Here is a 25,850-nt window from a genome sequence, read left to right as displayed (position 1 = left end):
TCAGGGCAGCGCCGCGAGGATCGCCTCGGCCACCGGCCCGGTCCGCATCAGCGGACCCATATGCCCGACGCCGGAGAGCGGTGTGACGGCTGCCCGCGGCAGATGCCGCATCGCCCCGGCCACCATGCGCCGGGCGATCTCCGGCGAGCGGTCGCCATGGATCAGCGTTGTCGGCGGCGCGGCCGTCCAGATCTCCGGGGCGATGGTCACGCCGCCCGTGGCCTGGGTGTCTGCCACCACGCCGGCGGCCTGGGCGGTCAGCCGGGCGCGGGCCGCCTCCGGCAGGTCGGCCCAGGGCGTGTCGTTCCAGACCTCCACGAAGACCCGTACGGCGTCCTCGTCCCGGCCGTCGGCCAGATGCCGCTGCATCGCGGCCGCCATCTCCGCCTCGGCGGCGATCAGGTCGGCATCCGCCTCCGGGTCCAGGGCGTCGAACAGGATCGGCTCGAACAGAACCAGCCGGTCGAGCGCCACCGAGGGTGCCGCCAGCAGGCCCGCCAGCCCGCCCATGGAATGGCCGACCAGGGCCCTGGCGCCGCTGACCTCCGCCAGCCAGATGGCGATCGCCGCATGCGCCTCGACGGCCGTGGCCGCCCCCGGGACCCGGCTGTTGCCATAGCCGTGCAGCGCCGGCACCAGGCACTGCCACCCGGCCTCGGCCAGCCGCTCCGCCAGCGGCGCGTAGGCCTTCGGGCCGGTCGCGGCGGCGTGCAGCAGGACCAGAGGGCGGCCGCCCGGCCCCCAGCGGTGCACCTCCACCTGGCCGAAGCCGGTCTGCACGATCTCGCTCTGTCTTGCCGCCATGCCTGTTCCGACGCCTCGCTTGTGTGATCCGGCCCGCTCTCCCTATCATCGCGGGAAAGGACGGAAAAGGAGGGGACGGTCATGACGGTGCTGATCGCCGGCGGCGGAATCGGCGGGCTGACCCTGGCACTCAGCCTGCATCAGGTCGGCATCCCCTGCCGGATCTTCGAGGCGGTGGAGCGGCTGGCGCCGCTGGGCGTGGGCATCAACGTCCTGCCCCACGCGGTCCGCGAACTGACCGAGCTCGGCCTGCAGGACGAACTGCTCGCCCTCGGCATCCCGACGGCCCGCCTCGCCTATTACTCGCGCCGCGGCCAGGAGATCTGGTCGGAGCCGCGCGGACGGGACGCCGGCTATGCCTGGCCCCAGATCTCGATCCATCGCGGCGAGCTGCAGATGCTGCTGACCCACACCGTGCTCGACAGGCTCGGACCGGACGCCATCGCCCCCGGCCATGCCCTGACGTCCTGGGAGGATCGTGGCGACCGCATCGCCGCCCGCTTCGCCGATCGCGGCGGCGCCCAGATCGCCGAGGTTGCGGGCGATATCCTGATCGCCGCCGACGGAATCCATTCCGCCGCCCGCGCCGCCCTGCACCCGGACGAGGGTCCGCCGATCTGGAACGGCGCCATCCTGTGGCGCGGCACGGCGGTGGCCGCGCCGTTCCTGGGCGGCCGGACCATGATCATGGCCGGCCACGAGTATCAGAAATTCGTGTGCTACCCGCTGCGCGATCTCCCGGACGGCCGCCAGCTCATCAACTTCATCGCCGAGCGCAAGTTCAGCCCCGATCAGCCCTGGCGGCGCGAGGACTGGAACCGGGCCGGGCGGGTGGAGGACTACCTGCCGCCGTTCAAGGCCTGGGCCTTCGACTGGCTGGACGTGCCGGGGCTGATCCGGGCGGCGGAGACGGTCTACGAATACCCGATGGTCGACCGCGATCCGCTGGACGCCTGGAGCCACGGGCGGCTGACCCTGCTGGGCGACGCGGCGCATCCGATGTACCCGATCGGCTCGAACGGGGCGAGCCAGGCGATCCTGGATGCCCGCGTGCTGACCCGCGAGCTGCTGGCGCAGGGTCTCAGCCCGGCGGCGCTCCGGGCCTATGAGGCGGAGCGGCTGCCGGCGACGGCGAAGATCGTCACCGCCAATCGGGGCAACGGGCCGGAGCAGGTGATGCAGATGGTGGAGGAGCGCGCGCCGGACGGGTTCGACCGGATCGACGACGTGCTGAGCGCGGAGGAAAGGGAGGGGACGGCCGCGGCCTACAAGCGCCTTGCCGGGTTCGACAAGGACGCTCTCAACGCGCGGCCGCCCATCGTGCCGGAAGCGGCGGCCTGACCGGGGGCTGGGGCAAGCAAGTCAGACCGGCCGACGGCCGATACGATTATTCCTTGGTCAGCAGGGCGCGCGCCTGGACGACGGTGTCGGTGGCCGTGCCGAAGTCGCTCGCCTTGCACTGGGCATCGGCCTCCTTGATCATCGCCTCGACCGCCTTGTCGGTCTCTTCGGTGACCTCGGTCTCGTTCAGCATCTCGCGGGTGTCTTTGATGAGCTGGCCGCAGGTCTTGGCGTCGGTCGCCGGCGCGAGGCCGCGATTGGTATTGCCGGCGGCGGAGGCGGCGGTGGAGACGAACGCAAGCGCGAGCGCCGCAAAGACGGCGGTGCGGATGATTTGGAACGTCATTTGGGGAAGGGCCTCCCGGCCCGGTCGCGCGTGCGGCGCGGCGCGCCCCGGTTATCGCCGGACACAGTCGCCGGGCTCCCCAGATCGCGGCGTGGAATATCCTCTGCTATGCCCGGTCTTGAAAGAGGGGAACCCATGCGCCGGACGCGGAGCGGCCATGCTGTTTTGCGGATTTGATCCGCATCCCCATATGAATAGTTGGACAACGCAAGAGAGATAGAGGAAGCGCACGATGACCGACACGTCGCCGGATCGCACGAACGGCTATTACGGTCCCTCCGGCGAGGCCGAGCGGATCATGCAGTATGACGCCAACAAGAAGTCCGTGCTGATCGCCTATCTGCTCTGGTTCTTCCTCGGCACCTTCGCGGTTCACCGGTTCTATCTGGGTGCGGTGAAGAGCGCGCTGGTCATGCTCGGCATGTGGGTGATCTTCGGCGCCCTCTCCAGCATCACCTTCGGCGTGTTCGGCTTCCTGCTGCTGATCCCGGCGATCTGGTGGTTCCTCGACCTGTTCCTCATCCCCGGCATCGCGCGGGACAAGAATCAGGAACTGATCGCCATGCTGAGCCGCTGACGGCGGCTTTAGCCTCCCCCTTCCGCCGCATCCTTGACTCCGCGGGCGGTTGCCCGTACACAGTGCGCTTCTTGGCACAGCTTCGGCCGCCGAGACCTTAACGGGTTCCGTCCGTCCTCGAGGGTTCGAGCACGGGCGCGTTTCCGTTTGGGACAACACCATTAGGTTTCGACCGTAACGCACCACGGGTGACGACGTGTTCGAGGGATTGAGCGAGCGTCTTGGGTCGGTCTTCGACCGCCTGAAGAAACGCGGCGCACTGAGCGAAAGCGACGTGTCGACCGCCATGCGCGAAGTGCGCGTGGCGCTGCTCGAGGCCGACGTCGCCCTGCCGGTGGTGAAGTCCTTCATCGACAGGGTGCGCGAGCGCGCCATCGGCCAGGAGGTGATCAAGTCGGTCACCCCGGGCCAGATGGTCGTCAAGATCGTCCATGACGAGCTGGTCGCCACGCTGGGTTCCGACAGCCAGGCGGTGAACCTGAACGCCGTGGCCCCGGTGCCGATCCTGATGGTCGGCCTGCAGGGCGGCGGTAAGACCACCACCACCGCCAAGCTGGCCAAGCGCCTGACCGAGCGCGACCGCAAGAAGGTGCTGATGGCGTCGCTCGACGTCACCCGCCCGGCGGCGCGCGAGCAGCTGCGCACCCTGGGCGAACAGGTCGGCGTCGACACCCTGCCGATCGTCCAGGGCGAGACCGCGCTGACCATCGCCAAGCGGGCGATGACCGCCGGCCGCCTGCAGGGCTACGACGTGGTCATGCTCGACACCGCCGGCCGCACCTCGATCGACGAGGGGCTGATGGCCGAGGCCCGCGCCGTGCGCGACGCCGTCAACCCGCACGAGGTCCTGCTGGTCGCCGATGCGCTGACCGGCCAGGATGCGGTCACCACCGCCACCAATTTCGACGAGCGCGTCGGTATCACCGGCATCATCCTGACCCGCGTCGACGGCGACAGCCGCGGCGGTGCGGCACTGTCCATGCGCGGCGTCACCGGCAAGCCGATCAAGGCGCTGGGCGTCGGCGAGAAGGTCGGCGACCTGGAGGACTTCCACCCCGAGCGGATCGCCGGGCGCATCCTCGGCATGGGCGACGTCGTCTCCCTGGTCGAGAAGGCCGCCCAGACCATCGAGGCCGACGAGGCCGAGAAGATGGCCGAGCGGATGATGAAGGGCACCTTCACGCTCGACGACATGGCGTCCCAGCTCAAGCAGCTCCGCAATCTCGGCGGGCTGGGCGGCGTGCTCGGCATGCTGCCGGGGGTGGGCAAGCTGCAGAAACAGCTCGCCGGCGCCAATATCGACGACGGCCAGCTCAAGCGGCAGGAAGCCATCATCTCCTCGATGACCAAGGCCGAGCGGGTCAATCCGCGGGTGATGAACGCCTCGCGCAAGCGCCGTGTCGCCGCCGGATCGGGCACCGAGGTGCAGGACATCAACCGCCTTCTGAAGAGCCATATGGAAATGGCGAAGATGATGAAGAAGGTCGGCAAGATGGGCGGCAAGGGCATGATGAAGGGCCTGATGGGCGGCGGCGGTGGCATGCCGGCCCCGGGCGAGATGCCGAAACTGCCGTCCGGCGGCATGGGCGGCGGCATGGGTGGCTCCCCCGGCGGTGGGATGGGCGGCATGCCCGGTCTCGGCGGCCCGCGGCTCCCCGGCCTGCCCCCAGGATTTCCCGGCAAGCGCAAATAGCCTGCCGGATCACGATTAACGCATTGAACAAACTAAAGAATGTACTGAGAAAGGAACGACAATGTCACTTCGTATCCGCCTGTCCCGCGGCGGCGCCAAGAAGCGCCCGTTCTACCGGATCGTCGTCGCCGAGGCGACCTCGCCGCGCGACGGCCGCTTCGTCGAGAAGCTCGGCACCTACAACCCGATGCTGCCGCAGGACCATGAGCACCGCCTGATCGTCAAGGAAGACCGGATCAAGCATTGGCTCTCCGTCGGCGCGCTGGCCACCGACCGCGTCCACAAGCTGCTGGGCAAGGCCGGCGTGATGGATCCGTTCGTCTGGGCCGAACAGACCAAGAAGGCCGCGCCGGGCAAGAAGCGCGCCGAGCGCGAGGCTGAGGAAGCCGCGAAGGCCGCCGAAGCCGCCGAGGCTGCTGCCGCCGCCGCCGCTGAGCCGGCCGCCGAAGAGGCCCCGGCTGAAGAAGCTCCGGCCGAGGAAGAGAAGGCCGAGGCCTGAGGCCTGCCATGCTCGCAGAGACCGCCGCCATGAGCGCACGCGTCTGTCTCGGGGCCATCACCGGCCCGCACGGGGTCCGGGGCCTGGTGAAGGTGAAGCCCTTCACCGAGGTGCCGGCGGACATCGCCGCCTACGGACCCGTCGAGGACGAGACCGGGCAGCGGCGGTTCACCCTGCGGGTTACCGGGGAGGCCAAGGGTCAGGTGATCGTCGCCCTGGACGGGGTCGGCGACCGCAACGCCGCCGAAGCCCTGAAGGGCGAGCGGCTGTATGTGGCGCGCGACGCGCTGCCCGAGCCGGAAGACGGCAGCTTCTATCATGCCGACCTGATCGGCATGGACGTTGTCGCCACCGACGGCACCCCTCTGGGTCGGGTCTCCGCGCTCTACGATTTCGGCGCGGGCGACCTCCTGGAGTTCCGCGGCGAGGACGGCAAGGCGCGGATGCTGCCCTTCACCGAGCAGATCGTCCCCACGGTCGATCTGGAGGCGCGCCGGATGGTGGTCGATCCGCCGGAAGGCGCTCTGGACGACGCGCCAGAAAAGGACGCGCCGGAAAAGGACGCGCCGGAAAACCCGGCGGAAGAAGAATAGGAGTGCGGTGTGGACGAGCGGAGCGGGCCGCAGGTGGAGCGGCAGTCCGAGGCCCTTTCATCCGACGGCGCGACCGGCGGGTGGCAGGCCACGGTACTGACGCTGTTCCCGGAGATGTTTCCGGGACCGCTCGGCCTGTCGCTCGCGGGAAAGGCCCTGAATTCCGGCGTATGGAGTCTGAAAACGCTGGACATCCGGGACTTCGCGCGAGATAAGCACCGCTCCGTGGACGATACCCCGTTCGGCGGGGGTACCGGTATGGTTATGCGCCCGGATGTCGTAGATGCGGCATTGGCGGCGGTGGAGGACAGACCGGGTCCGCGGCTCTACCTCAGCCCGCGTGGACGGCGCTTTGACCAGGCGCGGGCGAAGGCGTTGGCGGCGGAACCGGGAGCGGTGATCGTCTGCGGGCGCTACGAGGGACTGGACGAGCGGGTGATCGCCGCCCGCGACCTTGAGGAGGTCAGCCTCGGGGATTTCGTGTTGTCCGGCGGCGAGCCGGCGGCACTGGCGATGATGGATGCGGTGATCCGTCTGCTGCCCGGCGTCATGGGCGCGGCCGACGGGTTGGCCGAGGAGAGTTTCGAAGAGGGGCTGCTGGAGTATCCCCTCTACACCCAGCCTCGGGACTGGAACGGCAGGACCGTCCCCGAGGTGCTGACCAGCGGGCACCATGCCAACGTGAAGGCATGGCGGCGCCGGGAAGCGGAGACCATCACGCGGGAGCGGCGACCGGACCTCTGGGCGCGCTACTGCAGGAACAAGGACCAGGCCGAAGGTCGATAGACCAGGCGGCCGATGACAACGGGACCAACCGCCGGACCGAGTTCGAGCCGGCCTCGAGACGGAGACGAAGCCATGAACATCATCGAGCAGCTCAACAAAGAGCAGGTCGAGAAGCTGAGCGCGGACCGCACCATCCCCGAGTTCGCCCCGGGCGACACCGTGCGCGTCGACGTGAAGGTGGTCGAAGGCACGCGTGAGCGTATCCAGGCCTTCGAGGGCGTCTGCATCGGCCGCAGCAACGACGGCCTGAACTCCTCCTTCACCGTCCGCAAGATCTCCTACGGCGAGGGTGTGGAGCGTGTGTTCCCGCTGTATTCCCCGCGGATCGCCGGCATCGAGGTGATGCGCCGCGGCAAGGTCCGTCGCGCGAAGCTGTACTACCTGCGTGGCCGCACCGGTAAGTCGGCCCGTATCGCCGAGAAGACCACCGGCTACGCCGGCAAGCTGGCCGCCGCCGAGCGCGCCACCGCCGCCGAGGCGAAGGCCGCCAACAAGGCCGCTCAGGCCGCCGCCCGCGAGGCGAAGGCCGCCGAGAGCAACGCCGAGGCGTAAGCCTCCCGTTCACTCGGGTTACCCATACGAAAGCGCCGCGATCCCACGAGGGTCGCGGCGTTTTTCGTTTGGAGGCTCTCCGTTTTCCTCTTCTCACACTCCCCGGATTCATTCCGGGGCCCACGGGTCAGCCCGAACGGGCGCTCGAGTGAGCAAAGGAACGTCCAAGCGCACCTGGGCGTAGGCCCCGGAATGAATCCGGGGAGTGCGCGAGGGCGTGGGGAACGAGGGAGATGCCCCTACTTCAGCAGCGTCCCCACCCCGACACAGGCGAGGATCGTCAGCGCGATCCAGCGGAAGGTCTTCTCGCTCGCCCGCGGGAACAGGAAGCCGCCGAAGGACATGCCGGCGAAATGCGGCACCGCCAGGATGCCGCCGATCGTCAGCGCCTTCAGCGTGATCAGGCCGTAGAGGAAATAGGTCGCCAGGCCGACGATGCCGGTGACCAGGAAATAGCCCGAGAGGTCGCCGCGCACCTGGCGCGCCGGCTCGGCCGTCGCCAGGAAATACAGCACCAGCGGCGGCCCGCCGATGCCGGTCGCCCCGCCCATCGCCCCCGCGGTCGACGCCGCCACGATGTCGCGGGTGCGGGTGCGGGCGACCCGGGGCAGGCCGCCCACCGCCATCACCGCCGCCAGGGTCAGCACGATCACCGAGATGCCGATGCGCAACATCTCCGGGTCCAGGCTCTTCAGCACAGCCGCGCCCAGCGGGATCGACACCAGCGCCGTCGCCGCCATCGGCGCGGTGCGCTTCCAGTTGGTCTCGCGCATGGCGATCTTGGTGACCTGGTAGAGGATCGGGACCTGCAGTACCGACATGACCGGCACCGCCACCGTCGGCCCGTAGACCAGGGCCAGCACGGGCGCCAGCACCAGGGCCGACCCGAACCCGGCGAAGCCGCGGACCGCGCCGGCCAGGAAGGCGGCGCAGATGGTGAGGACCAGCAGCGGCGGATCGAGATCGGACAGCATTTCCGTCATGTGGGCGGCTCGAATGGTCGTCGGGAAGGATGCGAAGGCAGGTGAAGAACGAATCAGACGCGAAACCGCCCCCGTGCAAAGCGTTCTTGCGCGTTTCACGGTTTGCCTGCAACCCGCGTCCTTGTACAGTCCGGCGCTCGAAACAAGCCGTTCCGGCCAACGGAACGCGAGACGACGCAAGAGAGAGACCGGCCACCGCCGGAGCCCCCGATGCTCCGGACCCGGGCGGCCCCCATGCTTTAGGAGGAACCGGCAGCCATGGCGACGCCCCGCACGCTGTTCGACAAGATCTGGCAAAGCCATCTGGTGGACGTCCAGGAGGACGGAAGCTGTCTCATCTATATCGACCGCCACCTGGTCCATGAGGTCACCAGCCCGCAGGCCTTCGAGGGCCTGAAGCTCGCCGGCCGCAAGGTGCGCCGGCCCGACCTGACCCTCGCGGTCGCCGACCACAACGTGCCGACCTCCGACCGCTCCAAGGGGATCGCGGACGAGGAAAGCCGCATCCAGGTCGAGACCCTGGAGAAGAACGTCAAGGATTTCGGCGTCCCGTATTTCCCCGTGTTGGATGTCCGCCAGGGCATCGTCCACATCATCGGCCCGGAGCAGGGCTTCACCCTGCCGGGCATGACCATCGTGTGCGGCGACAGCCACACCGCCACCCACGGCGCCTTCGGGTCGCTGGCCTTCGGCATCGGCACGTCGGAGGTCGAGCATGTGCTCGCCACCCAGACCCTGCCGCAGGCGCCGGCCAAGAACATGCGCATCACCGTCGAGGGCAAGGTGCCGGAGGGCGTGACCTCCAAGGACGTGATCCTGGCCATCATCGGCAAGATCGGCACCGCCGGCGGTACCGGCCATGTGGTGGAGTTCGCCGGCGAGGCGATCCGCGAGATGTCGATGGAATCCCGCATGACGGTCTGCAACATGACCATCGAGGGCGGAGCCCGCGCCGGCATGATCGCGCCGGACGAGACCACCTTCGCGTATCTGAAGGGCCGCCCCATGGCGCCGAAGGGCGGCGAATGGGAACTGGCGGTGGAATACTGGAAGACCCTGCCGTCCGACGAGGGGGCGCGGTACGACAAGGAAGTGGTGCTGAAGGCCGAGGACATCATTCCGCAGGTCACCTGGGGCACCAGCCCGCAGGACGTGGTCCCGGTCACCGGCCACACGCCTGATCCGGCCGCCGAGTCCGATCCCGGCAAGAAGGCCTCCATCGAGCGCTCGCTCGCCTATATGGGCCTGGCGCCGAACACGCCGATGACCGAGGTGAAGATCGACAAGGTCTTCATCGGCTCCTGCACCAACGGCCGCATCGAAGACATCCGCGCAGCCGCGGCGATCGCCAAGGGCCGCAAGGTCGCGGACAGCGTCTACGCCATGGTCGTTCCGGGCTCCGGCCTGGTGAAGGAGCAGGCCGAGCAGGAAGGCCTCGACGTCATCCTGAAGGAGGCCGGCTTCGACTGGCGCGAGCCGGGCTGCTCCATGTGCCTGGCGATGAACGCCGACAAGCTGGAGCCGGGCGAGCGCTGCGCGTCCACCTCCAACCGCAACTTCCAGGGCCGGCAGGGCCCGGGCGGGCGCACCCATCTGGTGAGCCCCTCCATGGCCGCCGCCGCCGCCGTCACGGGCCACCTGTCCGACGTGCGCGCGCTGGCCAACTGAGCGCAAGGGGAGGAAGAAAAATGGAAAAGTTCACCCAGCTGCGCGGCACCGCCGCTCCGATGGACATGATCAATATCGACACCGACATGATCATTCCCAAGCAGTACCTGAAGACCATCAAGCGGACCGGCCTGGGCAAGCACGCCTTCGCCGAGATGCGCTACAACGAGGACGGCAGCGAGAAGCCGGACTTCGTGCTGAACAAGCCGCAGTACCGCAACGCCCAGGTCATCGTCGCCGAGGACAATTTCGGCTGCGGGTCGAGCCGCGAGCACGCCCCCTGGGCGCTGCTCGATTTCGGCATCAAGTGCGTGATCTCCACCAGCTTCGCCGACATTTTCTACAACAACTGCTTCAAGAACGGGATCCTGCCCATCCAGGTGACCCACGAGCAGCTGCGCGAGCTGATGGACGATGCCGGCAAGGGCTCCAACGCGGTGCTGGAGATCGACCTCGAGAACCAGACGATCGGCCGTCCGAACGGCGAGAGCGTGTCGTTCGAGATCGACCCCCACCGCAAGCACTGCCTGATCAACGGTCTCGACGATATCGGCCAGACCCTGCAGCAGGCCTCGAAGATCGACAGCTTCGAGGAGCAGCGCAAGGCGGCCACGCCCTGGGCCTGATTCTGGCCCGATTCTGGGCCTGATCCCGGGCGGAACGGGCTGCGCATAGACAACGGCGCCGGCGGGACACCCTCCCGCCGGCCGAGAAAAACAACCGGTTTGCTTCGCCTCGCCCCTTTGTTTAAGGACTTGCGCGGGGTGAAGAGGGTTTTCTGGAGGGAAGCGGGTTATGGCGTCGAACAAGAAACTGCTGGTGCTGCCGGGTGACGGCATCGGCCCCGAGGTCGTGGGCGAGACCCTGCGGATCGTCGACTGGATGGCGAAGAAGCGCAGTGTGTCCTTCGACATCGAGGAAGGCCTGGTCGGCGGTGCGGCCTACGACGCCCACGGCACGGCGCTGACCGACGAGACCATGACCGACGCCACCCATGCCGACGCCGTCCTGTTCGGCGCGGTCGGCGGTCCGAAATACGACGACCTGCCGTTCGAGCTGAAGCCGGAGCGCGGCCTGCTGCGCCTGCGCAAGGAAATGGACCTGTTCGCCAACCTGCGTCCGGCGATGGTCTTCCCGTCCATGGTCGAGAACTCCTCGCTGAAGCCGGAGCTGGTGTCAGGTCTCGACATCATGATCCTGCGCGAGCTGACCGGCGGCGTGTATTTCTGCGAGCCGCGCGGCATCGAAGATCTGCCCGACGGCAGCAAGCGCGGTTTCGACACCCAGGCCTACACCACGCCGGAGATCGAGCGCATCGGCCGGGTCGCCTTCGACCTCGCCCGCAAGCGCCGCGGCAAGGTGACCTCGGTGGAGAAGGCCAATGTCATGATGTCCGGCGTTCTCTGGCGCCAGGTCATGACCGCCCTGCACGCCTCCGAGGGCGAGGGCCTGGAATACGAGAACATGTTCGCCGACAACTGCGCCATGCAGCTCGTCCGCACGCCGAAGCAGTTCGACGTGATCGTCACCGACAACCTGTTCGGCGACATCCTGTCCGACTGTGCCGCGATGCTGACCGGCTCGCTCGGCATGCTGCCGTCGGCCTCGCTGGGGGCGGAGGATCCGACCACCGGCAAGCGCCACGCCCTGTACGAGCCGGTCCACGGCTCCGCCCCGGACATCGCCGGCAAGGGCATGGCCAACCCGATCGCCGAGATGCTGAGCTTCGCCATGCTGCTGCGCTACAGCTTCGACATGGGCGAGGACGCCGATCTGCTGGAGAAGGCGATCGACAACGTGCTGGCCGGCGGCATGCGCACCGCCGACATCATGGCCACGGGCAAGGCCAAGGTCTCCACCGCGACCATGACCGACAGCATCCTCAAGGAGCTGGACAAGCTGGTCTGATCCGGCGGTCCCTATCCTCCCATCCTTCCCCGTCGTCCTGACGCAAGCCAGGATGACGGTGGTGTTGGGAGGGGTGGGTAACCACCCCCCACCACAAGCCCCCTTCCCCACACCGGCGAAATCGCCTATACGTCGGGCTATGAATGCGATGGCTACCCTGGCTGACCTTCTCCTGCGCTCCGCTCCGAAAGCGGCCGGCGCCGGCGTCTGCGCGTTCGTCACCCCGAAAACCACCACCAAGACCACCGGCTAGCGGCTTCCGCCCTTCCGTTTGCGTGCTTGCGATGCAGGACCGGGGGGCGTAAACCCCGGCCGAACGTCGCGTGTTTCGCGAGAGGAGAAAGAAATGGGCTATAGAGTTGCCGTCGTCGGTGCCACGGGTGCGGTGGGACGCGAGATGCTGACCACGCTGGCCGAGCGCAACTTCCCGGCCGACGAGATCATCGCGCTGGCCTCAGGCCGCTCGGCCGGAAACGAGGTTTCCTTCGGCGAGAAGGGCACCCTGACCGTTCAGGACCTGGCGACCTTCGATTTCTCCAAGGCCGATATCGCCCTGTTCTCCGCCGGCGGCGACGTGTCGCTGGAATACGCCCCGAAGGCCGGCCAGGCCGGCTGCGTCGTCATCGACAACAGCTCCGCCTTCCGCATGGATCCGGACGTGCCGCTGGTGGTGCCGGAGGTCAATCCGGGCGCGCTGGCCCGCTACGGCAAGAAGAACATCATCGCCAATCCGAACTGCTCCACCGCCCAGCTGGTGGTGGCGATGAAGCCGCTGCACGACGCCTTCGGCATCAAGCGCGCCGTGGTCTCGACCTACCAGTCGGTCTCCGGCGCCGGCAAGGAAGGCATGGACGAGCTGTTCAACCAGACCCGCGCGGTCTATGTGAACGACCCGATCGAGCGCGAGACCTTCACCAAGCAGATCGCCTTCAACGTGATCCCGCACATCGACAAGTTCATGGATGACGGGTTCACCAAGGAAGAGTGGAAGATGACGGTCGAGACCAAGAAGATCCTCGACCCGGACATCGACGTGGTCGCCCAGTGCGTCCGCGTGCCGGTGTTCATCGGCCATTCCGAGGCGGTGTTCATCGAGACCAAGAAGCCGATCGACGCCGAGACCGCCCGCAAGGCGATGCACGGCTTCCCCGGCCTGATCGTGCTCGACCACCGGGCCGACGAGGGCTACGTCACCCCGGTGGAGAGCGCCGGTGAGGACGCGGTCTATGTCAGCCGCATCCGGGTCGATCCGACCGTAAAGAACGGGCTGGTGTTCTGGTGCGTCAGCGACAACCTGCGCAAGGGTGCCGCCCTGAACGCGGTGCAGATCGCCGAGGAACTGGTCGCCAAGCACCTGAAGAAGGCGGCGTGAGCCGGCGCGCTTCGGGTTGTGCCTGATCTGACCATCCGACCGGCGCGTCCCACCGACGCGCCGGTCCTCGCCGCGCTCGACATTCTCGCCGGCGGCGGGGTCTACGAATTCATCTATGACGACCGACCGGGTGAGCCCGGCGCTGCACAGCTCATGCTGCACGCGGTGCTTGCGGCCGACACCGCGCTGTCCTGGAGCCGCGCCCTGATCGCCGAGCTGGACGGCGAGCCGGTCGGCGCGATCACCAGTCAACCCTATGACGACCAGCCGCCCTCCGGCCTGGAGACCAGCGTCCCCGAGGACCGCGCTGCCCACGTGGCGCCGATCCAGGCGATGGGGCGGCCGGGCTCGTGGTTCATCAACATGCTCGCCGTCGGCGCCGGTGGCAGCGGCCACGGCGTCGGCCGCGCCCTGATCGAGACGGTGGCCGACAAGGCCCGAGCGGCGGGCTTCTCGGAGCTGACGCTGCGGGTCTTCGCCGACAACGCGCCGGCGCTGGGTTTGTATCGCAAATGCGGGTTCCGCGAGGTGGACGCGGTCGACATCCCCCCGCTCCCTCGCCTGCCCCATGAGGGTGGCGTGCGGCTCCTGCTGCGGGACCTGTAGCTTCTCTCCAAGCACACTCACTCCCCGGACCTGTTCCGGGGTCCACGTCGGATCGCGCCCGGAGGCTCAGCACCCTGGTTGCGGCGTTCGTGCCGCCTGACCCGTGGGTCCTGGCACAAGGCCGGGAAGTGTCTAACGGGGTAAGATCAGCTCAACCGCGCGCGGATGGCGTCGTAGCTCTCCAGGGTCCGCGTCGGGCCCACGGCGGTCAGGGTCGGCGGGGCGCTCAGCAGGCGCTCCACCACCGCGCGGATGGCCGCCTGATCGACCTTCTCCACGTTCTCGATGATGTCCGCCAGATCGGGCAGGCGGCCGTGCACCAGAAAGTGGTTGGCGAGCTGCTCGCAGCGCGCGCTGGTGCTCTCCCGGCTCATCAGCAGGGAGGACTTGAGTTGGATCTTGGCCCGGGCCAGCTCGCTCTCGTCCAGCTCGTCCGGGATCGCCCGGAGCTGATCGCAGATCACCGGCATCACCTCGCCCACCTCGTCGGCCCCGGTGCCGGCATAGACGCCGAGCAGCCCGTCATCCAGATAGGCCGAGGTGAAGGAGTAGATCGAATAGGCCAGACCCCGCTTCTCGCGCACTTCCTGGAACAGGCGGGACGACATGCCGCCGCCGTAGATCATCGACAGGACCTGCAGGGTGTAGAAATCCGGGTCGTCGAACGAGGTGCCCCGGAAGCCGAGGATCACGTGCAACTGCTCCAGCTCCCGCTCGACCCGGATCTCGCCGCCGCTGTAACGCCCGGCCTCGGTGGTCCTGGTGGTCTTGGCCGGCATCGCGGCGAAGCGCTCGGCCGCCATCTCGACCACCCGGTCATGGTCCACCTTTCCGGCGACCGACAGGATGCAGGCATCCCCGCCGTAGCTCTGCGCCACATAGTCGACCAGCGACTGGCGCGGCACCGACCGCACCACCTCCGACGTCCCCAGCACCGGCCGGCCCAGCCCCTGGTCGGGGAAGGCGGCGGTCTGGAAATGGTCGAAGATCACGTCGTCCGGCGTGTCGTTGACCTGGGCGATCTCCTGCACGATCACCGACCGCTCGCGCTCGAGCTCGGACGGATCGAAGACCGAGTTCTGCACGATGTCGGAGATCAGGTCGATCGCCACCGGCACGTCGTCGGCCAGCACCTTGGCGTAATAGGCGGTCTGCTCGCGCGAGGTATAGGCGTTCATGAGCCCGCCCACATCCTCGATCTCGCGGGCGATGGCGGCGGCGTCGCGCTTGGCGGTGCCCTTGAACACCATGTGCTCGATCAGATGGGCGAGCCCGTTCTCGGACGGCTTCTCGTGGCGGGTGCCGACCCCGACCCACAGGCCGACGGAGGCGGATTCCACGGACGGCATGGCATCGGTGGCGACGGTCAGCCCGTTGTCCAGGGTGGTCAGGCGCATCCCGGGAAAGGCAGGTGCGGTCAAGCTGCCGCTCCCCGCCGCGCCGCGCGGTCGCGTACCAGGGCCTTCAGGGACGAGAGATCGTTCGGCATCACGGTCTGGCGCTCCGGCCGGTCCATCAGGTCGGCCATCCGCTCCGGCAGCGGCGCCGCGGTCCCCACGGCCCGCTCCACCGCCTCGGCGAACTTGGCCGGGTGGGCGCAGGCCAGCGACACCATCGGGATCGAGCCGTCGCGACCGGCCTGGGTCCGGCGCGCGGCGGCGATGCCGACGGCGGTATGCGGGTCGATCACCTCGCCGGTCTGCTCGGCAATGGCGCGGATGGTGGCGACGATCTCGTCGTCATCCGCCCGCGCGCCGCGGAACAGGGCGGTGGCCCGGGCATGGCGCTCGGGTTCGACCGTGTAGGAGCCGGACTGGCGGAAGCCGTTCATGGTGCGCAGGACCGCATCGCCGTCCCGGTCGAGCAGGTCGAACAGCAACCGCTCGAAATTGCTCGAGACCTGGATGTCCATGGACGGCGACAGGGTCGGTGCCACGCCGGTGATCTCCATCGTGCCGCTCTCCAGGTAGCGGTACAGGATGTCGTTGGAGTTGGTGCCGACCACCAGGGTCTCGATCGGCAGGCCCATGTTGCGGGCCGCATAGGCGGAATAGACGTTGCCGAAATTGCCGCTGGGGACGGAGAAGGACACCGTGCGCTCCGGCGCGCCGAGCGCCACCGCGGCCCAGAAGTAATAGGCGATCTGCGGCATGATCCGCGCCCAGTTGATCGAGTTGACCGCCGACAGGGTCATCTCGTCGCGGAACTCGGTATCGCCGAACGCCGCCTTCACCAAGTCCTGACAGTCGTCGAACGTGCCTTCCACCGCGATGGCGTGGACGTTGGGCGCGTCGACCGTGGTCATCTGCCGGCGCTGCACCGGCGACACCCGTCCGTGCGGGAACAGGATGAAGCAGTCGATATTGTCGCGGTCGCGGCAGGCCTCGATGGCGGCCGATCCGGTATCGCCGGAGGTGGCGCCGACGATCGTCACCCGGTCGCCGCGCTGGGCCAGCACATGGTCGAACAGCCGCCCCAGGATCTGCATGGCGTAGTCCTTGAACGCCAGCGTCGGGCCGTGGAACAGCTCCATCATCCACAGACTGCCGTCGAGCTGCTTCAGCGGAGCGACGGCGGTGTGGCCGAAACCGCCATAGGCGTCCTCGGCGATCTTGCGCAGGGTGTTCTCGGGAATGGTGCCGCCGACAAACGGCGCCATGACCCGCGTCGCCACCTCCGCATAGGAGAGGCCGCGCAGGCTTCGGATGTCGTCCTTCGAGAACAGCGGCCAGACCGCCGGGACGTACAAACCGCCATCACGCGCCAGTCCGGTGAGCAGAACATCGTCGAAGGCGAGAGCGGGCGCCTGCCCGCGGGTGCTAACGTATTGCACGGACCTGTATATCCCCGAGCGTTGACGCGGTAACCTATGCTTGGTGCCGGCTGTGTGCAACCTTGCGATCATGCGGCGCCTCGCAGCACCATTTTGGCCTCCACCGATGGTTAGGAACGGATCGGCATGACAATCGAGAGAGTTGCCATCTTCGCGCCGGGCGACATGGGTCATGCCCTTGCCCGCGTCCTGGTCGCCAAGGGCCTGACGGTGACGACCAATCTCGCCGACCGGTCGGACCGCACCCGGGATCTGGCCAGGGCGGCCGGGATCACCGACACGGAAGACGACGTGGCGGCGGTGGACGGCGCCGACGTGCTGTTCTCCATTCTGCCGCCCTCCCTGGCGCTGGAGCTGGCCCAGCGGCTGGCCTCGTCCCTGGCGCTGGCCCGCTCGAAGCCGATCTATGTGGACCTGAACGCCATCGCGCCGGCTTCGGCGGTGGAGGTGGGCGAGGTGATTGAGGGCATCGGCGTGCCCTTCGTCGACGGCGGCATCATCGGCGGCCCGCCGAAGAGCGCCAGCGGCATGGGCCCGCGGCTCTACGTCTCCGGCCACGAGGACGACGTGACGCGGGTACTGGAGCTGCGCAATTTCGGGCTCGACATGCGCGCGGTACCGGGCGGCGTGGGCGCGGCCTCGGCCCTGAAGATGAGCTATGCGGCGGTGACCAAGGGACTGACGGCGCTGGCGATTCAGTCGCTGGCTTCGGCCAAGGCCTATGGGGTGGGCAAGGAGCTGGACGCGGAGATGGTGGCCAGCCTGCGGATGCTGCGCGAGCGCTTCGACCGCTCCCTGCCGGACATGGCGCCGAAGGCCTATCGCTGGGTCGGCGAGATGGAGGAGATCGCCCGCACCTTCAACGATGTCGGCCTCGACCCGCAGATCTTCATGGGGGCGGCGGAGACCTACCGCCTGGTGGCTGGAACCCAGCTCGGCAAGGAGACGCCGGAGAACCGCACCATCGGCTTCACCGCCGACGAGGTGTCGGAGATCATCGCCGGCGCGCTGGAGGCCGGACTGCCGCAGGGCGAGGGGTGACTCCCTGCCGGTGCCCGCCCCGTCTCCCGGCGCAAGGCCGGAAAAACCGATAGGGGTGGAGAAGGCCCCTTCGGCACACCCCTGCTGGGCGGCTCAGGGTGACGTCAGTGGAAACAGAGACGGCGCCGCGCAAGGTTTTCTCGGTCGCCACTCTTGCTTACGACCGTCCCCTGGTGTCGATGTAGAGCCTGCCCTGACGTCGACCCTGCCCCAACTTCAGCGCCGGTACCGGCTTCCCCCCAAACCGAGCTCACCTTGACCGGCTCCGGCTCAAGGCCGAGACGTGTCGAAAGAGAGCCCAACCCTCGTTCACCACCCCGTCTTCCCGGCCTCAAGCCGGGATCCAGGAAAGTGGCTTCGGGAGCGTCGACGCATATCTCCCTGACGTCTTGGCGGAACTCATCCTGGTTTCGGGCACAGGGCCGGGAAGACGGGAAAACGCGGCGCGTGGCTATGCCTCCAGATACCGCGTTTTCAGATGCGCCAGGAACGGCGCCGCGCTCAGCTCGGCGCCGGTTGCGGCCTTCAGGATCGCTTCGGTGCCCGTCGAGCTGGCCACCCCGTGGACGTTCTCCCGGAGCCAGCCCACCAGCGGCGCGAAGTCGCCCCGGCCGATCGCCTCCGGAATGCCCGGCTCCGCCCGGACCGCCGCCTGGAACAGCTGCGCCGCCGCCATCGCCCCCAGCGTGTAGGTCGGGAAGTATCCGACCGCCCCGTCATACCAGTGGATATCCTGCAGGCAGCCCCGGGCATCGTCCGGCGGCGTGACGCCGAGAAGGTCGCGCATGCCGTCGTTCCAGGCGTCCGGCAACCCCGAGACCTCCAGGTCGCCCGACAGCATGGCGCGCTCCAGCCGGGTGCGCAGGATCACGTGCAGCGGGTAGGTCACCTCGTCCGCTTCGACCCGGATGAAGCTGCGCGCCACGCGGGTGTAGATGCGGCGCAGGTTCTCCGGCTCCCAGGCCGGACCCTCGGCACCGAAGGCGGTCCGCGCCCAGCCGGACAGCAGGCCGAGGAAGGCCGGGGAGCGGCAGGCCTGCATCTCCATGAGCAGGGATTGGCTCTCATGCATCACCATGCCCCGGGACTCGCCCACCGGCTGGTTGCGCCAGTCGGCGGGCAGGCCGCGCTCGTACAGCGCGTGGCCGGTCTCGTGGATCACGCCCATGATGCCGTTGATGAAGCCGGTCTCATCGTAGCGGGTGGTGACGCGCACATCGTCGGGCACGCCGCCGCAGAACGGGTGCAGGGTCTCGTCCAGCCGGCCGTGATTGAAGTCGAAGCCCAGGGTCTCCATCACCCGGCGCGACAGGATGCGCTGGGTGGCGACGGGGAAGGGCCCTTCCGGCGGCACCGGCTCGCCGTGGCGCGCCTGGCGCTCCAGGACCGCGTCCAGCAACGGCGGGAGCTCGGCCTCCAGCTCGGCGAACAGCGCCTCGATCTTGGCGACCGACCCGCCCGGCTCGTAGCCGTCGAGCAGCGCCTCATAGGGCGTGGTGCCGAGGGCGGCGGCCTTGGCATCGGCCTCCTCGCGGATCAGGCGGATCTGCTCGGCCATGGCGTCGCGGACGATCGAGAAGTCGGCCTTGGCCCGGGCCTCGCGCCACAGGGCCTCGCAGCGCGAGCCGGCGCGCGACAGGGCATCCACCAGCGCGGAGGACAGCGCCGTCGCATGGGCATGGGCCCGGCGCATCTCCGCCAGATTGGCCGCCCGCCAGCCGGTCAGGCTCTCGGCCCAGGCCGCTTCCAACGCGTCGGCCACCTCGGGCGCGGTCAGCAGCTCGTGTCGCAGCACCGACAGCGTCGCAAGCTGCTCGGCCCGCGCCTCGGCCCCGCCCGACGGCATCAGCACATGCTGGTCCCAGCCAAGCATCCCCGACGCCCCGGACAGGGCGGAGAGCCGGCGGAACCGGGCCTCGAGCGCATCCGTCGCGGGCGTGGCGCTCATGCGCCGTCCCCGTCGCGCTCGACCTGCTTGTCACGCTCGGCCTGGTCGGCCTGGCGATGCCAGACGATGTAGACGCCGATCAGGGTGGCGGCGAGCAGGAACCAGGTGATGGCGTACTGCAGATGCTCGTTGCGCACGGTGATGGTGCGCTCGGCCCCGAACGGAAGGGTGGTGGGCTTGGGTTGTTCGGCGAGCTGGTCGATGTAGTAGCCGGTGGCGACCGGCCCTTCGAGGCCGAGATGCTCGGCCATGGCCTGCGGTCGGACCGTGAACCAGACGTCGTTCGCCGGTTCGTTCTCCGGCACGAAGGTGCCCTTGATCCCGGATTCCATCACCACGCCGTCGATGCTCGCCGGCGGCGGCACCAGGGTCGAGGGTCGGTCGGCCGGGCGACGCTGCTCTTCCGGCACCCAGCCGCGGTTGACGAAGACCGTCAGGCCGGACTCTGTGACGAAGGGCGTGATCACATGGAAGCCGGCCGTCCCCTTGAAGGGCTTGCCGGTGATCTGCAGCTCCTTGTCGTGCAGAAACCGTCCGGTCGCGACCACATGGCGGTAGCGCCAGTCGCCCATGTCGGCATGGGTCAGGGAGGGCGGCGGGTCCGTGGGCTCTGCCGACACCCGGGCTTCGAACGCGTCGATCAGCTCGGTCTTCCAGGCCAGCCGCTGAAGCTGCCAGACACCCAGGGCGAGCATCAGGATGACGGCGGGAACGGTGAACAGCGTCGGCCAGAGGCGCGGGCGAAAAACCATGATGTCCTCAGGCCGCGGCGTCGGCCGCGGCGGCTATTGGTCGGGCGTGCCGTGCCGGTATTCCAGCGCGACGACGACACCCTTGAACGGTCTCAGAAGTAACAAGGTCCCGACGATCACGGCAACGGTCCACAAAGTGGCGTGCACCCAGATCGGCGGCGAGAACAGCGTCTCCACGATCCAGGCCAGAACCGACAGGATCGCCCCGAGGGCGAAGATCACGAAGACGGCCGGGCCGTCTCCGGAGCTGCGGGTCCGCAGCGCCTCGCCGCAGACCTCGCAGTTTTCGACGACGGTCAGGTACCCGTCGAACAGTCGGCCCTTTCCGCAGGCCGGGCACTTGCAGGCCAGCCCGGTCGCGATCGGAGACGGGCCGTAGGCCATGGTGCCGGGGCGCCCTCAGGGGGACGGCGTCAGCCGCCCCACCAGTAGACGCAGATGAACAGGAACAGCCAGACCACGTCCACGAAGTGCCAGTACCAGGCCGCCGCCTCGAAGCCGAAATGCTGCTCCGGGGTGAAGTGACCCTTGTAGGCGCGTACCCAGCAGACCGCCAGGAAGATGGTGCCGACGATCACGTGGAAGCCGTGGAAGCCGGTCGCCATGTAGAAGGTCGAGGCATAGACCGTGTCGGTGAAGCCGAAGGCCGCGTGGCTGTACTCGTACGCCTGCAGGCAGGTGAACAGGAAGCCGAGGATCACCGTGAGGCCGAGACCCCAGAGCAGGTCCTTGCGGTTGTTCTGCAGCAGCGCGGCATGCGCCCAGGTCACCGTGGTGCCCGACAGCAGCAGGATCAGGGTGTTTATCAGCGGCAGGTCGAACGGATCGAAGGTCTGGATCCCCTCCGGCGGCCACACCCCGGTGCGCGGATACAGCGCCATGTCGAAGAACGCCCAGAAGAAGGCGAGGAAGAAGAACACTTCCGAGGTGATGAACAGCGCCATGCCGTAGCGCATGCCGATCTGCACGACCGGAGAGTGATGGCCCTGCCACTGCGCCTCGCGGATGATGTCGCGCCACCAGAAGAACATGGTGGCGATGATCAGCGCCAGGCCGACGAGCATGACCAGAACCGCCATCGGCAGTCCGTGCATGTACATGACGCCACCGACCGCGAGCACGAAGCCGGCGGCGGCTCCCATGAACGGCCAGGGGCTCGGTTCCACCAGGTGGTAGGGATGTTGCTGTTCGTGTGCCATCGGTCCCCTCGTCTTCAGACCCTCCGCCGGAACTGGCGGTATGTTACTCTACGGACGGCGCCAGCGCGAGCTGCTGGGCCTTCGATTGATCCTCAGCCGGATAGAAGGTGTAGGACAGCGTGACCGTGGTCACCCCGTCCATCTTCGGATCCTTCATCAGCTCCGGATCGAGAAAAAACTGCACCGGCATGTCCATCGTCTGCCCCGGCTTGAGCACCTGTTCGGTGAAGCAGAAGCAGTCGATCTTCATGAAATACGGGCCGGCCTTGTGCGGCGTGACGTTGAAGGCGGCGGTGCCGACCACCGGCGTGTCGCCGGTGTTGGTCGCCCGATAGAACGCCAGCTTCTCGACGCCGACCTCGACCTTCGTGGTGTTCACCGCCGGGACGAACTCCCACTGCAGACCCTCGCCCACATTGGAATCGAAGCGCACGGTGAATTTGCGGTGCTCGGCCGACGCGCCCGGGGCGGCCTCGGCCTGGCGGGTGGTGCCGCCGAAGCCGGTGACCTGACAGAACAGGGTGTAGAGCGGCACGGCGGCGAAGGAAACGCCGACCATGCCCACCACGATCCCGCCCAGCACCGCGGCGACGCGGAGGTTCGAACGGCGGGCCCGGTCGGCGCGCCCCTCGGACGTCGGTGAGGTCTGCGAGGTCTCTGTCGGTCCGGTCATCGTTCAGCTCATCCGCAGGATGGTGACCACGAAGAACAGCACGGCAAGGCCCATGATGGTCGCCAGGATCGCCAGATTCTTGCCGCGGCGCTGCGCCCAGATGTCCTCGGCCTTGCGCGGCGTCGGGTTGCTGTCGTCGGTATGGGGGTCGCTCATCGCCGTCATCCCGCGATCCAGTGGTCGGCCAGCAGGGCGCCGAACAGGGCGAAGAGGTACAGGATGGAGTAGCCGAACAGCAGCTTGGCCGGCTTCATGTCGTCCGCGCCGGCCCGCAGCACCTGCACCGCGCCGAGCACGAACAGCCCACCGAGCACGATGGACGCCACGCCATAGACCGCGGTGGTCGCGGCCATCGCCCAGGGAGCGAGGCCGAGGACGGCCAGCAGCACGGAATAGGCCAGGATCTGGCGCTTGGTGGACCGCTCGCCCGAGACGACGGGCAGCATCGGCACGCCGGCGGCGGCGTACTCGCCGCGCTTCCAGAGCGCCAGCGCCCAGAAATGCGGCGGGGTCCACACGAAGATGATGGCGAACATCACCAGCGACAGCCACGAGACGTCGCCGGTCGCCGCCGCCCAGCCGATCACCGGCGGCACGGCACCGGCGGCACCGCCGATCACGATGTTCTGCGGCGTGCGGCGCTTCAGCCACATGGTGTAGACGAAGACGTAGAATCCGATGGTCGCGGCCAGCAGGGCGGCCGAGAGCACGTTCACCGCCAGGGCCATGACCAGAACCGAGAAGCCGGCGAGGATGACGCCGAAGCTCAGCGCCTCGTCGGCATCGACCTTGCCTGCCGGGATCGGCCGCTTGTCGGTGCGGCCCATGACCGCGTCGATGTCGCGGTCATACCACATGTTGATGGCGCCCGAGGCGCCGGCCCCGACGGCGATGCACAGCACCGCGATCGTCGCCAGCACCGGATGGATGTCGCCCGGCGCGATGGCCAGGCCGACAAAGCCGGTGAAGACGACAAGCGACATCACCCGCGGCTTGAGTAGCGCGATGTAGTCGCGGACCGAGGCCGTCCCCGTGCTGGGAACGGCCTCGGCCGAAAGCGTCTGAGCCGTCAGGTCAGTCACCACTCGCTCCGATCAATGACCCTTGGAGGGAGCGATCTGCGGCAGCTCGTTGAAGGTGTGGAACGGCGGCGGGGAGCTGACCGTCCACTCGAGCGTCGTCGCACCTTCGCCCCACGGGTTGGCCTCGGCCTTGCGCTTGGCGCTGAACGCCTCGATCACCACCACGACGAAGATCAGGGTGCCGATGCCGCCGATATACGAGCCGATCGAGGCCACGTAGTTCCAGCCGGCAAGCGCGTCCGGATAGTCGATGTAGCGCCGCGGCATGCCGGCCAGACCCAGGAAGTGCATCGGGAAGAACGTCAGGTTGACGCCGATGAAGGTCACCCAGAAATGGGCACGGGCCAGCATGGAGTTGTAGGTGTAGCCGGTCATCTTCGGGAACCAGTAGTAGAACCCGCAGAAGATGCCGAACACCGCACCCAGCGACAGCACGTAGTGGAAGTGCGCGATCACGTAGTAGGTGTTGTGCAGGGCGATATCGACACCGGCATTGGCCAGGACCACGCCCGTCACGCCGCCGACGGTGAACAGGAAGATGAAGCCGACGGCCCAGATCATGGGCAGGCGGAACTCGATCGACCCGCCCCACATGGTGGCGATCCAGGAGAAGATCTTGATGCCCGTCGGCACCGCGATGACCATCGTCGCCGCGGTGAAATAGGCCCGCGTGTCGACGTCCAGTCCCACCGTGTACATGTGGTGCGCCCAGACGACGAAGCCGACGACGCCGATCGCGACCATGGCGTAGGCCATGCCGAGATAGCCGAACACCGGCTTGCGCGAGAAGGTCGAGACCACCTGGCTGACGATGCCGAAGGCCGGCAGGATCATGATGTACACTTCGGGGTGACCGAAGAACCAGAACAGGTGCAGGAACAGCACCGGGTCGCCGCCGCCGGCCGGCTCGAAGAACGAGGTGCCGAAGTTGCGGTCGGTCAGCAGCATGGTGATGGCGCCGGCCAGGACGGGAACCGCCAGCAGCAGCAGGAACGCCGTGACCAGCATGGCCCACACGAACAGCGGCATCTTGTGCAGCGTCATGCCCGGGGCGCGCATGTTGAAGATGGTGGTGATGAAGTTCGCGGCACCCAGGATCGAGCTGGCACCGGCGAGGTGCAGCGAGAAGATCGCCAGGTCCATGGACATCCCCGGCGTGCCGAGCTTGCCCGACAGCGGCGGATAGATCGTCCAGCCGGTACCGACGCCGTCCGCGCCGCCCGTGCCCGGCACGAACATCGAGATGACCAGCAGCAGGAAGGCCGGGACGATCAGCCAGAAGCTGATGTTGTTCATCCGCGGGAAGGCCATGTCCGGCGCGCCGATCATCAGCGGCACGAACCAGTTGCCGAAGCCGCCGATCAGCGCCGGCATGACCACGAAGAACACCATGATCAGGCCGTGGGCCGTCACGTAGACGTTCCAGGCATTGCCGTCGGCCATGTACTGGACGCCCGGATCCTGGAGCTCCATGCGCATGTAGATCGAGATCGCGCCGCCGAACAGGCCGGCGATCACCGCGAATACCAGATAGAGGGTGCCGATATCCTTGTGGTTGGTGGAGTACAGCCACCGCTTCACGAAGCTGCTCGGCGCGCCGTGGTCGTCGTGACCGTGGTCGTGAGCGTGATCAGCGCTTGTCATCTTGCTTGTCTCCACCGGTTAGTCGGCGACCGACGCGACCTTGGTCGCGGTCGGGTTCATCGCGAACTGTTCCTTAGCCTTCACGAGCCAGGCGTCGTACTCGCCCTGCTCCATGGCGTGCACCACGATCGGCATCCGGGAATGGTCGATGCCGCAGATCTGGTTGCACTGGCCGTAATAGACGCCGGGCTTGTCGACCTGGAACCAGGTCTCGTTGATGCGGCCCGGCGTGCCGTAGACCTGCACCGCCAGGGCCGGAACGAAGAAGGAATGCATCACGTCGAAGGTACTGACCAGAACCTGCACCTTCTTGCCGACCGGGACCACCAGACGGTTATCGACGTCGAGCAGGCGGGTCTGACCGTCCTGGATGTCGGCATCCGGGATCAGGTAGCTGTCGAACGCGAGTTCCTCGTCCGGATAGGTGTAGTTCCAGTACCACTGGTGCGACTGGACCTTGATGGTCATGTCCGGGTCGACCGCCTTGTCCTGCTTGTACAGAAGCGGGAAGGAATAGAAGGCGATCACGACCAGGATCAGCGCCGGAATAACGGTCCACGCGAACTCCAGCATGGAGTTATGCGTCGTCCTCGACGGGGTCGGATTGTTGCTCCGCTTGAAGCGGACGCACACATAGGCCAGCAGCGCCAGCACGAAGAGGCTGATCACCGTGATGATCACGAGCAGAATGTTGTGCAACTCGTCGATGTCGTAGCCGACCGGCGTCACTTGTTCCTGCATGCCCAATTGCCAGGGCTGAGGCTGGGCGGCCGACGCGTCAAACGCCGCCACCGCGAGGATCGCCACCGCCGCCAGAAGTGCGGCTCCGCCGCGCATCGTGGCACCGGCAACCCGCTTGAGGATCCGCTCCATCACTCGGTCATTCCCGTCGTCGTTGGTCCTTGAGCCGCAGTCCCCCGGAGTGCAGCGACGCCCTTATGGCACCATCC

Annotated in this window: 27 protein-coding genes; 13 read left to right on the top strand and 14 right to left on the bottom strand. The window is 67.8% G+C overall.

What is annotated here, in order from left to right; translation table 11 throughout:
* Positions 1-804, bottom strand: coding sequence for an alpha/beta fold hydrolase (locus BLS34_RS11460; protein ID WP_093150356.1), 804 nt, complete (start codon positions 802-804; stop codon positions 1-3).
* A gap of 81 nt (positions 805-885) precedes the next feature.
* Here BLS34_RS11460 and BLS34_RS11455 point away from each other — a divergent pair, with 81 nt between their 5' ends.
* Positions 886-2,145, top strand: a complete 1,260-nt coding sequence (locus tag BLS34_RS11455) for a flavin-dependent oxidoreductase (protein WP_093150353.1) — start codon at positions 886-888, stop codon at positions 2,143-2,145.
* A gap of 46 nt (positions 2,146-2,191) precedes the next feature.
* Here the strand turns inward: BLS34_RS11455 and BLS34_RS11450 are convergent, their stop codons facing one another.
* On the bottom strand, positions 2,192-2,491 hold the full coding sequence (locus BLS34_RS11450) for a hypothetical protein (protein ID WP_028796289.1): 300 nt from the start codon (positions 2,489-2,491) through the stop codon (positions 2,192-2,194).
* 232 nt (positions 2,492-2,723) lie between these two features.
* Here BLS34_RS11450 and BLS34_RS11445 point away from each other — a divergent pair, with 232 nt between their 5' ends.
* From BLS34_RS11445 to rplS, 6 genes are all read left to right on the top strand, one after another.
* On the top strand, positions 2,724-3,068 hold the full coding sequence (locus BLS34_RS11445) for a TM2 domain-containing protein (RefSeq protein ID WP_215906093.1): 345 nt from the start codon (positions 2,724-2,726) through the stop codon (positions 3,066-3,068).
* Positions 3,069-3,264: 196 nt separating this feature from the next.
* A complete protein-coding gene (gene ffh, locus BLS34_RS11440; RefSeq protein WP_093150351.1) occupies positions 3,265-4,761 on the top strand; it encodes a signal recognition particle protein in 1,497 nt (498 codons plus the stop codon).
* A 61-nt stretch (positions 4,762-4,822) separates the two neighbouring features.
* Positions 4,823-5,260: a 30S ribosomal protein S16 gene (gene rpsP / locus BLS34_RS11435; protein WP_028796286.1), complete on the top strand. Its 438-nt coding sequence runs from the start codon at positions 4,823-4,825 to the stop codon at positions 5,258-5,260.
* A gap of 29 nt (positions 5,261-5,289) precedes the next feature.
* A complete protein-coding gene (gene rimM, locus BLS34_RS11430; protein WP_028796285.1) occupies positions 5,290-5,853 on the top strand; it encodes a ribosome maturation factor RimM in 564 nt (187 codons plus the stop codon).
* Between the two features lie 33 nt (positions 5,854-5,886).
* Entirely contained in the window at positions 5,887-6,639 is a 753-nt protein-coding gene (gene trmD / locus BLS34_RS11425) for a tRNA (guanosine(37)-N1)-methyltransferase TrmD (RefSeq protein WP_281169200.1), read from the top strand.
* Between the two features lie 72 nt (positions 6,640-6,711).
* A complete protein-coding gene (gene rplS / locus BLS34_RS11420) occupies positions 6,712-7,191 on the top strand; it encodes a 50S ribosomal protein L19 (protein WP_028796283.1) in 480 nt (159 codons plus the stop codon).
* 239 nt (positions 7,192-7,430) lie between these two features.
* Here the strand turns inward: rplS and BLS34_RS11415 are convergent, their stop codons facing one another.
* Positions 7,431-8,174, bottom strand: a complete 744-nt coding sequence (locus BLS34_RS11415) for a sulfite exporter TauE/SafE family protein (RefSeq protein WP_028796282.1) — start codon at positions 8,172-8,174, stop codon at positions 7,431-7,433.
* A 258-nt stretch (positions 8,175-8,432) separates the two neighbouring features.
* Here BLS34_RS11415 and leuC point away from each other — a divergent pair, with 258 nt between their 5' ends.
* The 5 genes from leuC (at position 8,433) to BLS34_RS11390 (ending at position 13,728) form a co-directional block, all read left to right on the top strand.
* Entirely contained in the window at positions 8,433-9,842 is a 1,410-nt protein-coding gene (gene leuC, locus BLS34_RS11410; protein WP_028796281.1) for a 3-isopropylmalate dehydratase large subunit, read from the top strand.
* A gap of 20 nt (positions 9,843-9,862) precedes the next feature.
* Positions 9,863-10,468, top strand: coding sequence for a 3-isopropylmalate dehydratase small subunit (gene leuD, locus BLS34_RS11405; protein WP_028796280.1), 606 nt, complete (start codon positions 9,863-9,865; stop codon positions 10,466-10,468).
* A 169-nt stretch (positions 10,469-10,637) separates the two neighbouring features.
* Complete coding sequence (gene leuB / locus BLS34_RS11400; protein WP_093150348.1) at positions 10,638-11,750, top strand: 3-isopropylmalate dehydrogenase; 1,113 nt, start codon at positions 10,638-10,640, stop codon at positions 11,748-11,750.
* 346 nt (positions 11,751-12,096) lie between these two features.
* Positions 12,097-13,122, top strand: coding sequence for an aspartate-semialdehyde dehydrogenase (locus BLS34_RS11395; RefSeq protein ID WP_093150346.1), 1,026 nt, complete (start codon positions 12,097-12,099; stop codon positions 13,120-13,122).
* 18 nt (positions 13,123-13,140) lie between these two features.
* Positions 13,141-13,728: a GNAT family N-acetyltransferase gene (locus BLS34_RS11390; protein ID WP_093150344.1), complete on the top strand. Its 588-nt coding sequence runs from the start codon at positions 13,141-13,143 to the stop codon at positions 13,726-13,728.
* Positions 13,729-13,874: 146 nt separating this feature from the next.
* Here the strand turns inward: BLS34_RS11390 and BLS34_RS11385 are convergent, their stop codons facing one another.
* Positions 13,875-15,149 carry an insulinase family protein gene (locus BLS34_RS11385; protein ID WP_028796276.1) on the bottom strand — a complete coding sequence of 425 codons (1,275 nt, stop codon included), beginning with the start codon at positions 15,147-15,149 and terminating at the stop codon, positions 13,875-13,877.
* A complete protein-coding gene (gene thrC, locus BLS34_RS11380) occupies positions 15,146-16,561 on the bottom strand; it encodes a threonine synthase (protein ID WP_093150342.1) in 1,416 nt (471 codons plus the stop codon). The genes BLS34_RS11385 and thrC overlap by 4 nt, the downstream gene beginning before the upstream one ends.
* Before the next feature lie 126 nt (positions 16,562-16,687).
* Between thrC and BLS34_RS11375 the strand changes: the two genes are divergently transcribed.
* Positions 16,688-17,602: an NAD(P)-dependent oxidoreductase gene (locus BLS34_RS11375; RefSeq protein ID WP_028796274.1), complete on the top strand. Its 915-nt coding sequence runs from the start codon at positions 16,688-16,690 to the stop codon at positions 17,600-17,602.
* Positions 17,603-18,053: 451 nt separating this feature from the next.
* Here the strand turns inward: BLS34_RS11375 and BLS34_RS11370 are convergent, their stop codons facing one another.
* The 9 genes from BLS34_RS11370 to coxB are packed head-to-tail and all read right to left on the bottom strand — an operon-like array spanning position 18,054 to position 25,773.
* Positions 18,054-19,550 (bottom strand): carboxypeptidase M32, encoded by a 1,497-nt coding sequence (locus tag BLS34_RS11370; protein WP_093150341.1) that lies wholly within the window; start codon positions 19,548-19,550, stop codon positions 18,054-18,056.
* Positions 19,547-20,302, bottom strand: a complete 756-nt coding sequence (locus tag BLS34_RS11365; protein ID WP_038015760.1) for an SURF1 family protein — start codon at positions 20,300-20,302, stop codon at positions 19,547-19,549. Before BLS34_RS11365 ends, BLS34_RS11370 begins: the two co-directional genes overlap by 4 nt.
* Before the next feature lie 33 nt (positions 20,303-20,335).
* Positions 20,336-20,686: a DUF983 domain-containing protein gene (locus tag BLS34_RS11360; protein ID WP_028796270.1), complete on the bottom strand. Its 351-nt coding sequence runs from the start codon at positions 20,684-20,686 to the stop codon at positions 20,336-20,338.
* A gap of 29 nt (positions 20,687-20,715) precedes the next feature.
* Positions 20,716-21,501: a cytochrome c oxidase subunit 3 gene (locus tag BLS34_RS11355; RefSeq protein ID WP_028796269.1), complete on the bottom strand. Its 786-nt coding sequence runs from the start codon at positions 21,499-21,501 to the stop codon at positions 20,716-20,718.
* A 43-nt stretch (positions 21,502-21,544) separates the two neighbouring features.
* Entirely contained in the window at positions 21,545-22,174 is a 630-nt protein-coding gene (locus tag BLS34_RS11350) for a cytochrome c oxidase assembly protein (protein WP_028796268.1), read from the bottom strand.
* A gap of 3 nt (positions 22,175-22,177) precedes the next feature.
* A complete protein-coding gene (locus BLS34_RS25860; RefSeq protein ID WP_156907440.1) occupies positions 22,178-22,330 on the bottom strand; it encodes a hypothetical protein in 153 nt (50 codons plus the stop codon).
* Between the two features lie 5 nt (positions 22,331-22,335).
* Positions 22,336-23,256: a heme o synthase gene (locus BLS34_RS11345; protein ID WP_093150338.1), complete on the bottom strand. Its 921-nt coding sequence runs from the start codon at positions 23,254-23,256 to the stop codon at positions 22,336-22,338.
* Between the two features lie 12 nt (positions 23,257-23,268).
* Positions 23,269-24,900 (bottom strand): cytochrome c oxidase subunit I, encoded by a 1,632-nt coding sequence (gene ctaD, locus BLS34_RS11340; RefSeq protein WP_028796266.1) that lies wholly within the window; start codon positions 24,898-24,900, stop codon positions 23,269-23,271.
* A gap of 18 nt (positions 24,901-24,918) precedes the next feature.
* Positions 24,919-25,773 (bottom strand): cytochrome c oxidase subunit II, encoded by an 855-nt coding sequence (gene coxB / locus BLS34_RS11335; RefSeq protein WP_028796265.1) that lies wholly within the window; start codon positions 25,771-25,773, stop codon positions 24,919-24,921.
* Between the last annotated feature and the right edge of the window lie 77 nt (positions 25,774-25,850).

This window comes from Thalassobaculum litoreum DSM 18839 (genome assembly GCF_900102465.1).
Classification (GTDB): Bacteria; Pseudomonadota; Alphaproteobacteria; order Thalassobaculales; family Thalassobaculaceae; genus Thalassobaculum; species Thalassobaculum litoreum.
Note: the sequence above shows the minus strand (reverse complement) of the source record. Positions and strands in the feature narration are given on the sequence as shown.

Bases quoted from the DNA above. Each gene is read 5' to 3' on its own strand.
- BLS34_RS11370 (WP_093150341.1), bottom strand. From the start codon at position 19,550: ATGAGCGCCACGCCCGCGACGGATGCGCTCGAGGCCCGGTTCCGCCGG.
- BLS34_RS11445 (WP_215906093.1), top strand. From the start codon at position 2,724: ATGACCGACACGTCGCCGGATCGCACGAACGGCTATTACGGTCCCTCC.
- BLS34_RS11415 (WP_028796282.1), bottom strand. From the start codon at position 8,174: ATGACGGAAATGCTGTCCGATCTCGATCCGCCGCTGCTGGTCCTCACC.
- BLS34_RS11460 (WP_093150356.1), bottom strand. From the start codon at position 804: ATGGCGGCAAGACAGAGCGAGATCGTGCAGACCGGCTTCGGCCAGGTG.
- rpsP (WP_028796286.1), top strand. From the start codon at position 4,823: ATGTCACTTCGTATCCGCCTGTCCCGCGGCGGCGCCAAGAAGCGCCCG.
- leuC (WP_028796281.1), top strand. From the start codon at position 8,433: ATGGCGACGCCCCGCACGCTGTTCGACAAGATCTGGCAAAGCCATCTG.
- leuD (WP_028796280.1), top strand. From the start codon at position 9,863: ATGGAAAAGTTCACCCAGCTGCGCGGCACCGCCGCTCCGATGGACATG.
- rimM (WP_028796285.1), top strand. From the start codon at position 5,290: ATGAGCGCACGCGTCTGTCTCGGGGCCATCACCGGCCCGCACGGGGTC.
- BLS34_RS11360 (WP_028796270.1), bottom strand. From the start codon at position 20,686: ATGGCCTACGGCCCGTCTCCGATCGCGACCGGGCTGGCCTGCAAGTGC.
- BLS34_RS11455 (WP_093150353.1), top strand. From the start codon at position 886: ATGACGGTGCTGATCGCCGGCGGCGGAATCGGCGGGCTGACCCTGGCA.
- BLS34_RS11350 (WP_028796268.1), bottom strand. From the start codon at position 22,174: ATGACCGGACCGACAGAGACCTCGCAGACCTCACCGACGTCCGAGGGG.
- BLS34_RS11365 (WP_038015760.1), bottom strand. From the start codon at position 20,302: ATGGTTTTTCGCCCGCGCCTCTGGCCGACGCTGTTCACCGTTCCCGCC.
- BLS34_RS11355 (WP_028796269.1), bottom strand. From the start codon at position 21,501: ATGGCACACGAACAGCAACATCCCTACCACCTGGTGGAACCGAGCCCC.
- BLS34_RS11375 (WP_028796274.1), top strand. From the start codon at position 16,688: ATGACAATCGAGAGAGTTGCCATCTTCGCGCCGGGCGACATGGGTCAT.
- rplS (WP_028796283.1), top strand. From the start codon at position 6,712: ATGAACATCATCGAGCAGCTCAACAAAGAGCAGGTCGAGAAGCTGAGC.
- BLS34_RS11450 (WP_028796289.1), bottom strand. From the start codon at position 2,491: ATGACGTTCCAAATCATCCGCACCGCCGTCTTTGCGGCGCTCGCGCTT.
- leuB (WP_093150348.1), top strand. From the start codon at position 10,638: ATGGCGTCGAACAAGAAACTGCTGGTGCTGCCGGGTGACGGCATCGGC.
- coxB (WP_028796265.1), bottom strand. From the start codon at position 25,773: ATGGAGCGGATCCTCAAGCGGGTTGCCGGTGCCACGATGCGCGGCGGA.
- BLS34_RS11395 (WP_093150346.1), top strand. From the start codon at position 12,097: ATGGGCTATAGAGTTGCCGTCGTCGGTGCCACGGGTGCGGTGGGACGC.
- BLS34_RS25860 (WP_156907440.1), bottom strand. From the start codon at position 22,330: ATGAGCGACCCCCATACCGACGACAGCAACCCGACGCCGCGCAAGGCC.
- ctaD (WP_028796266.1), bottom strand. From the start codon at position 24,900: ATGACAAGCGCTGATCACGCTCACGACCACGGTCACGACGACCACGGC.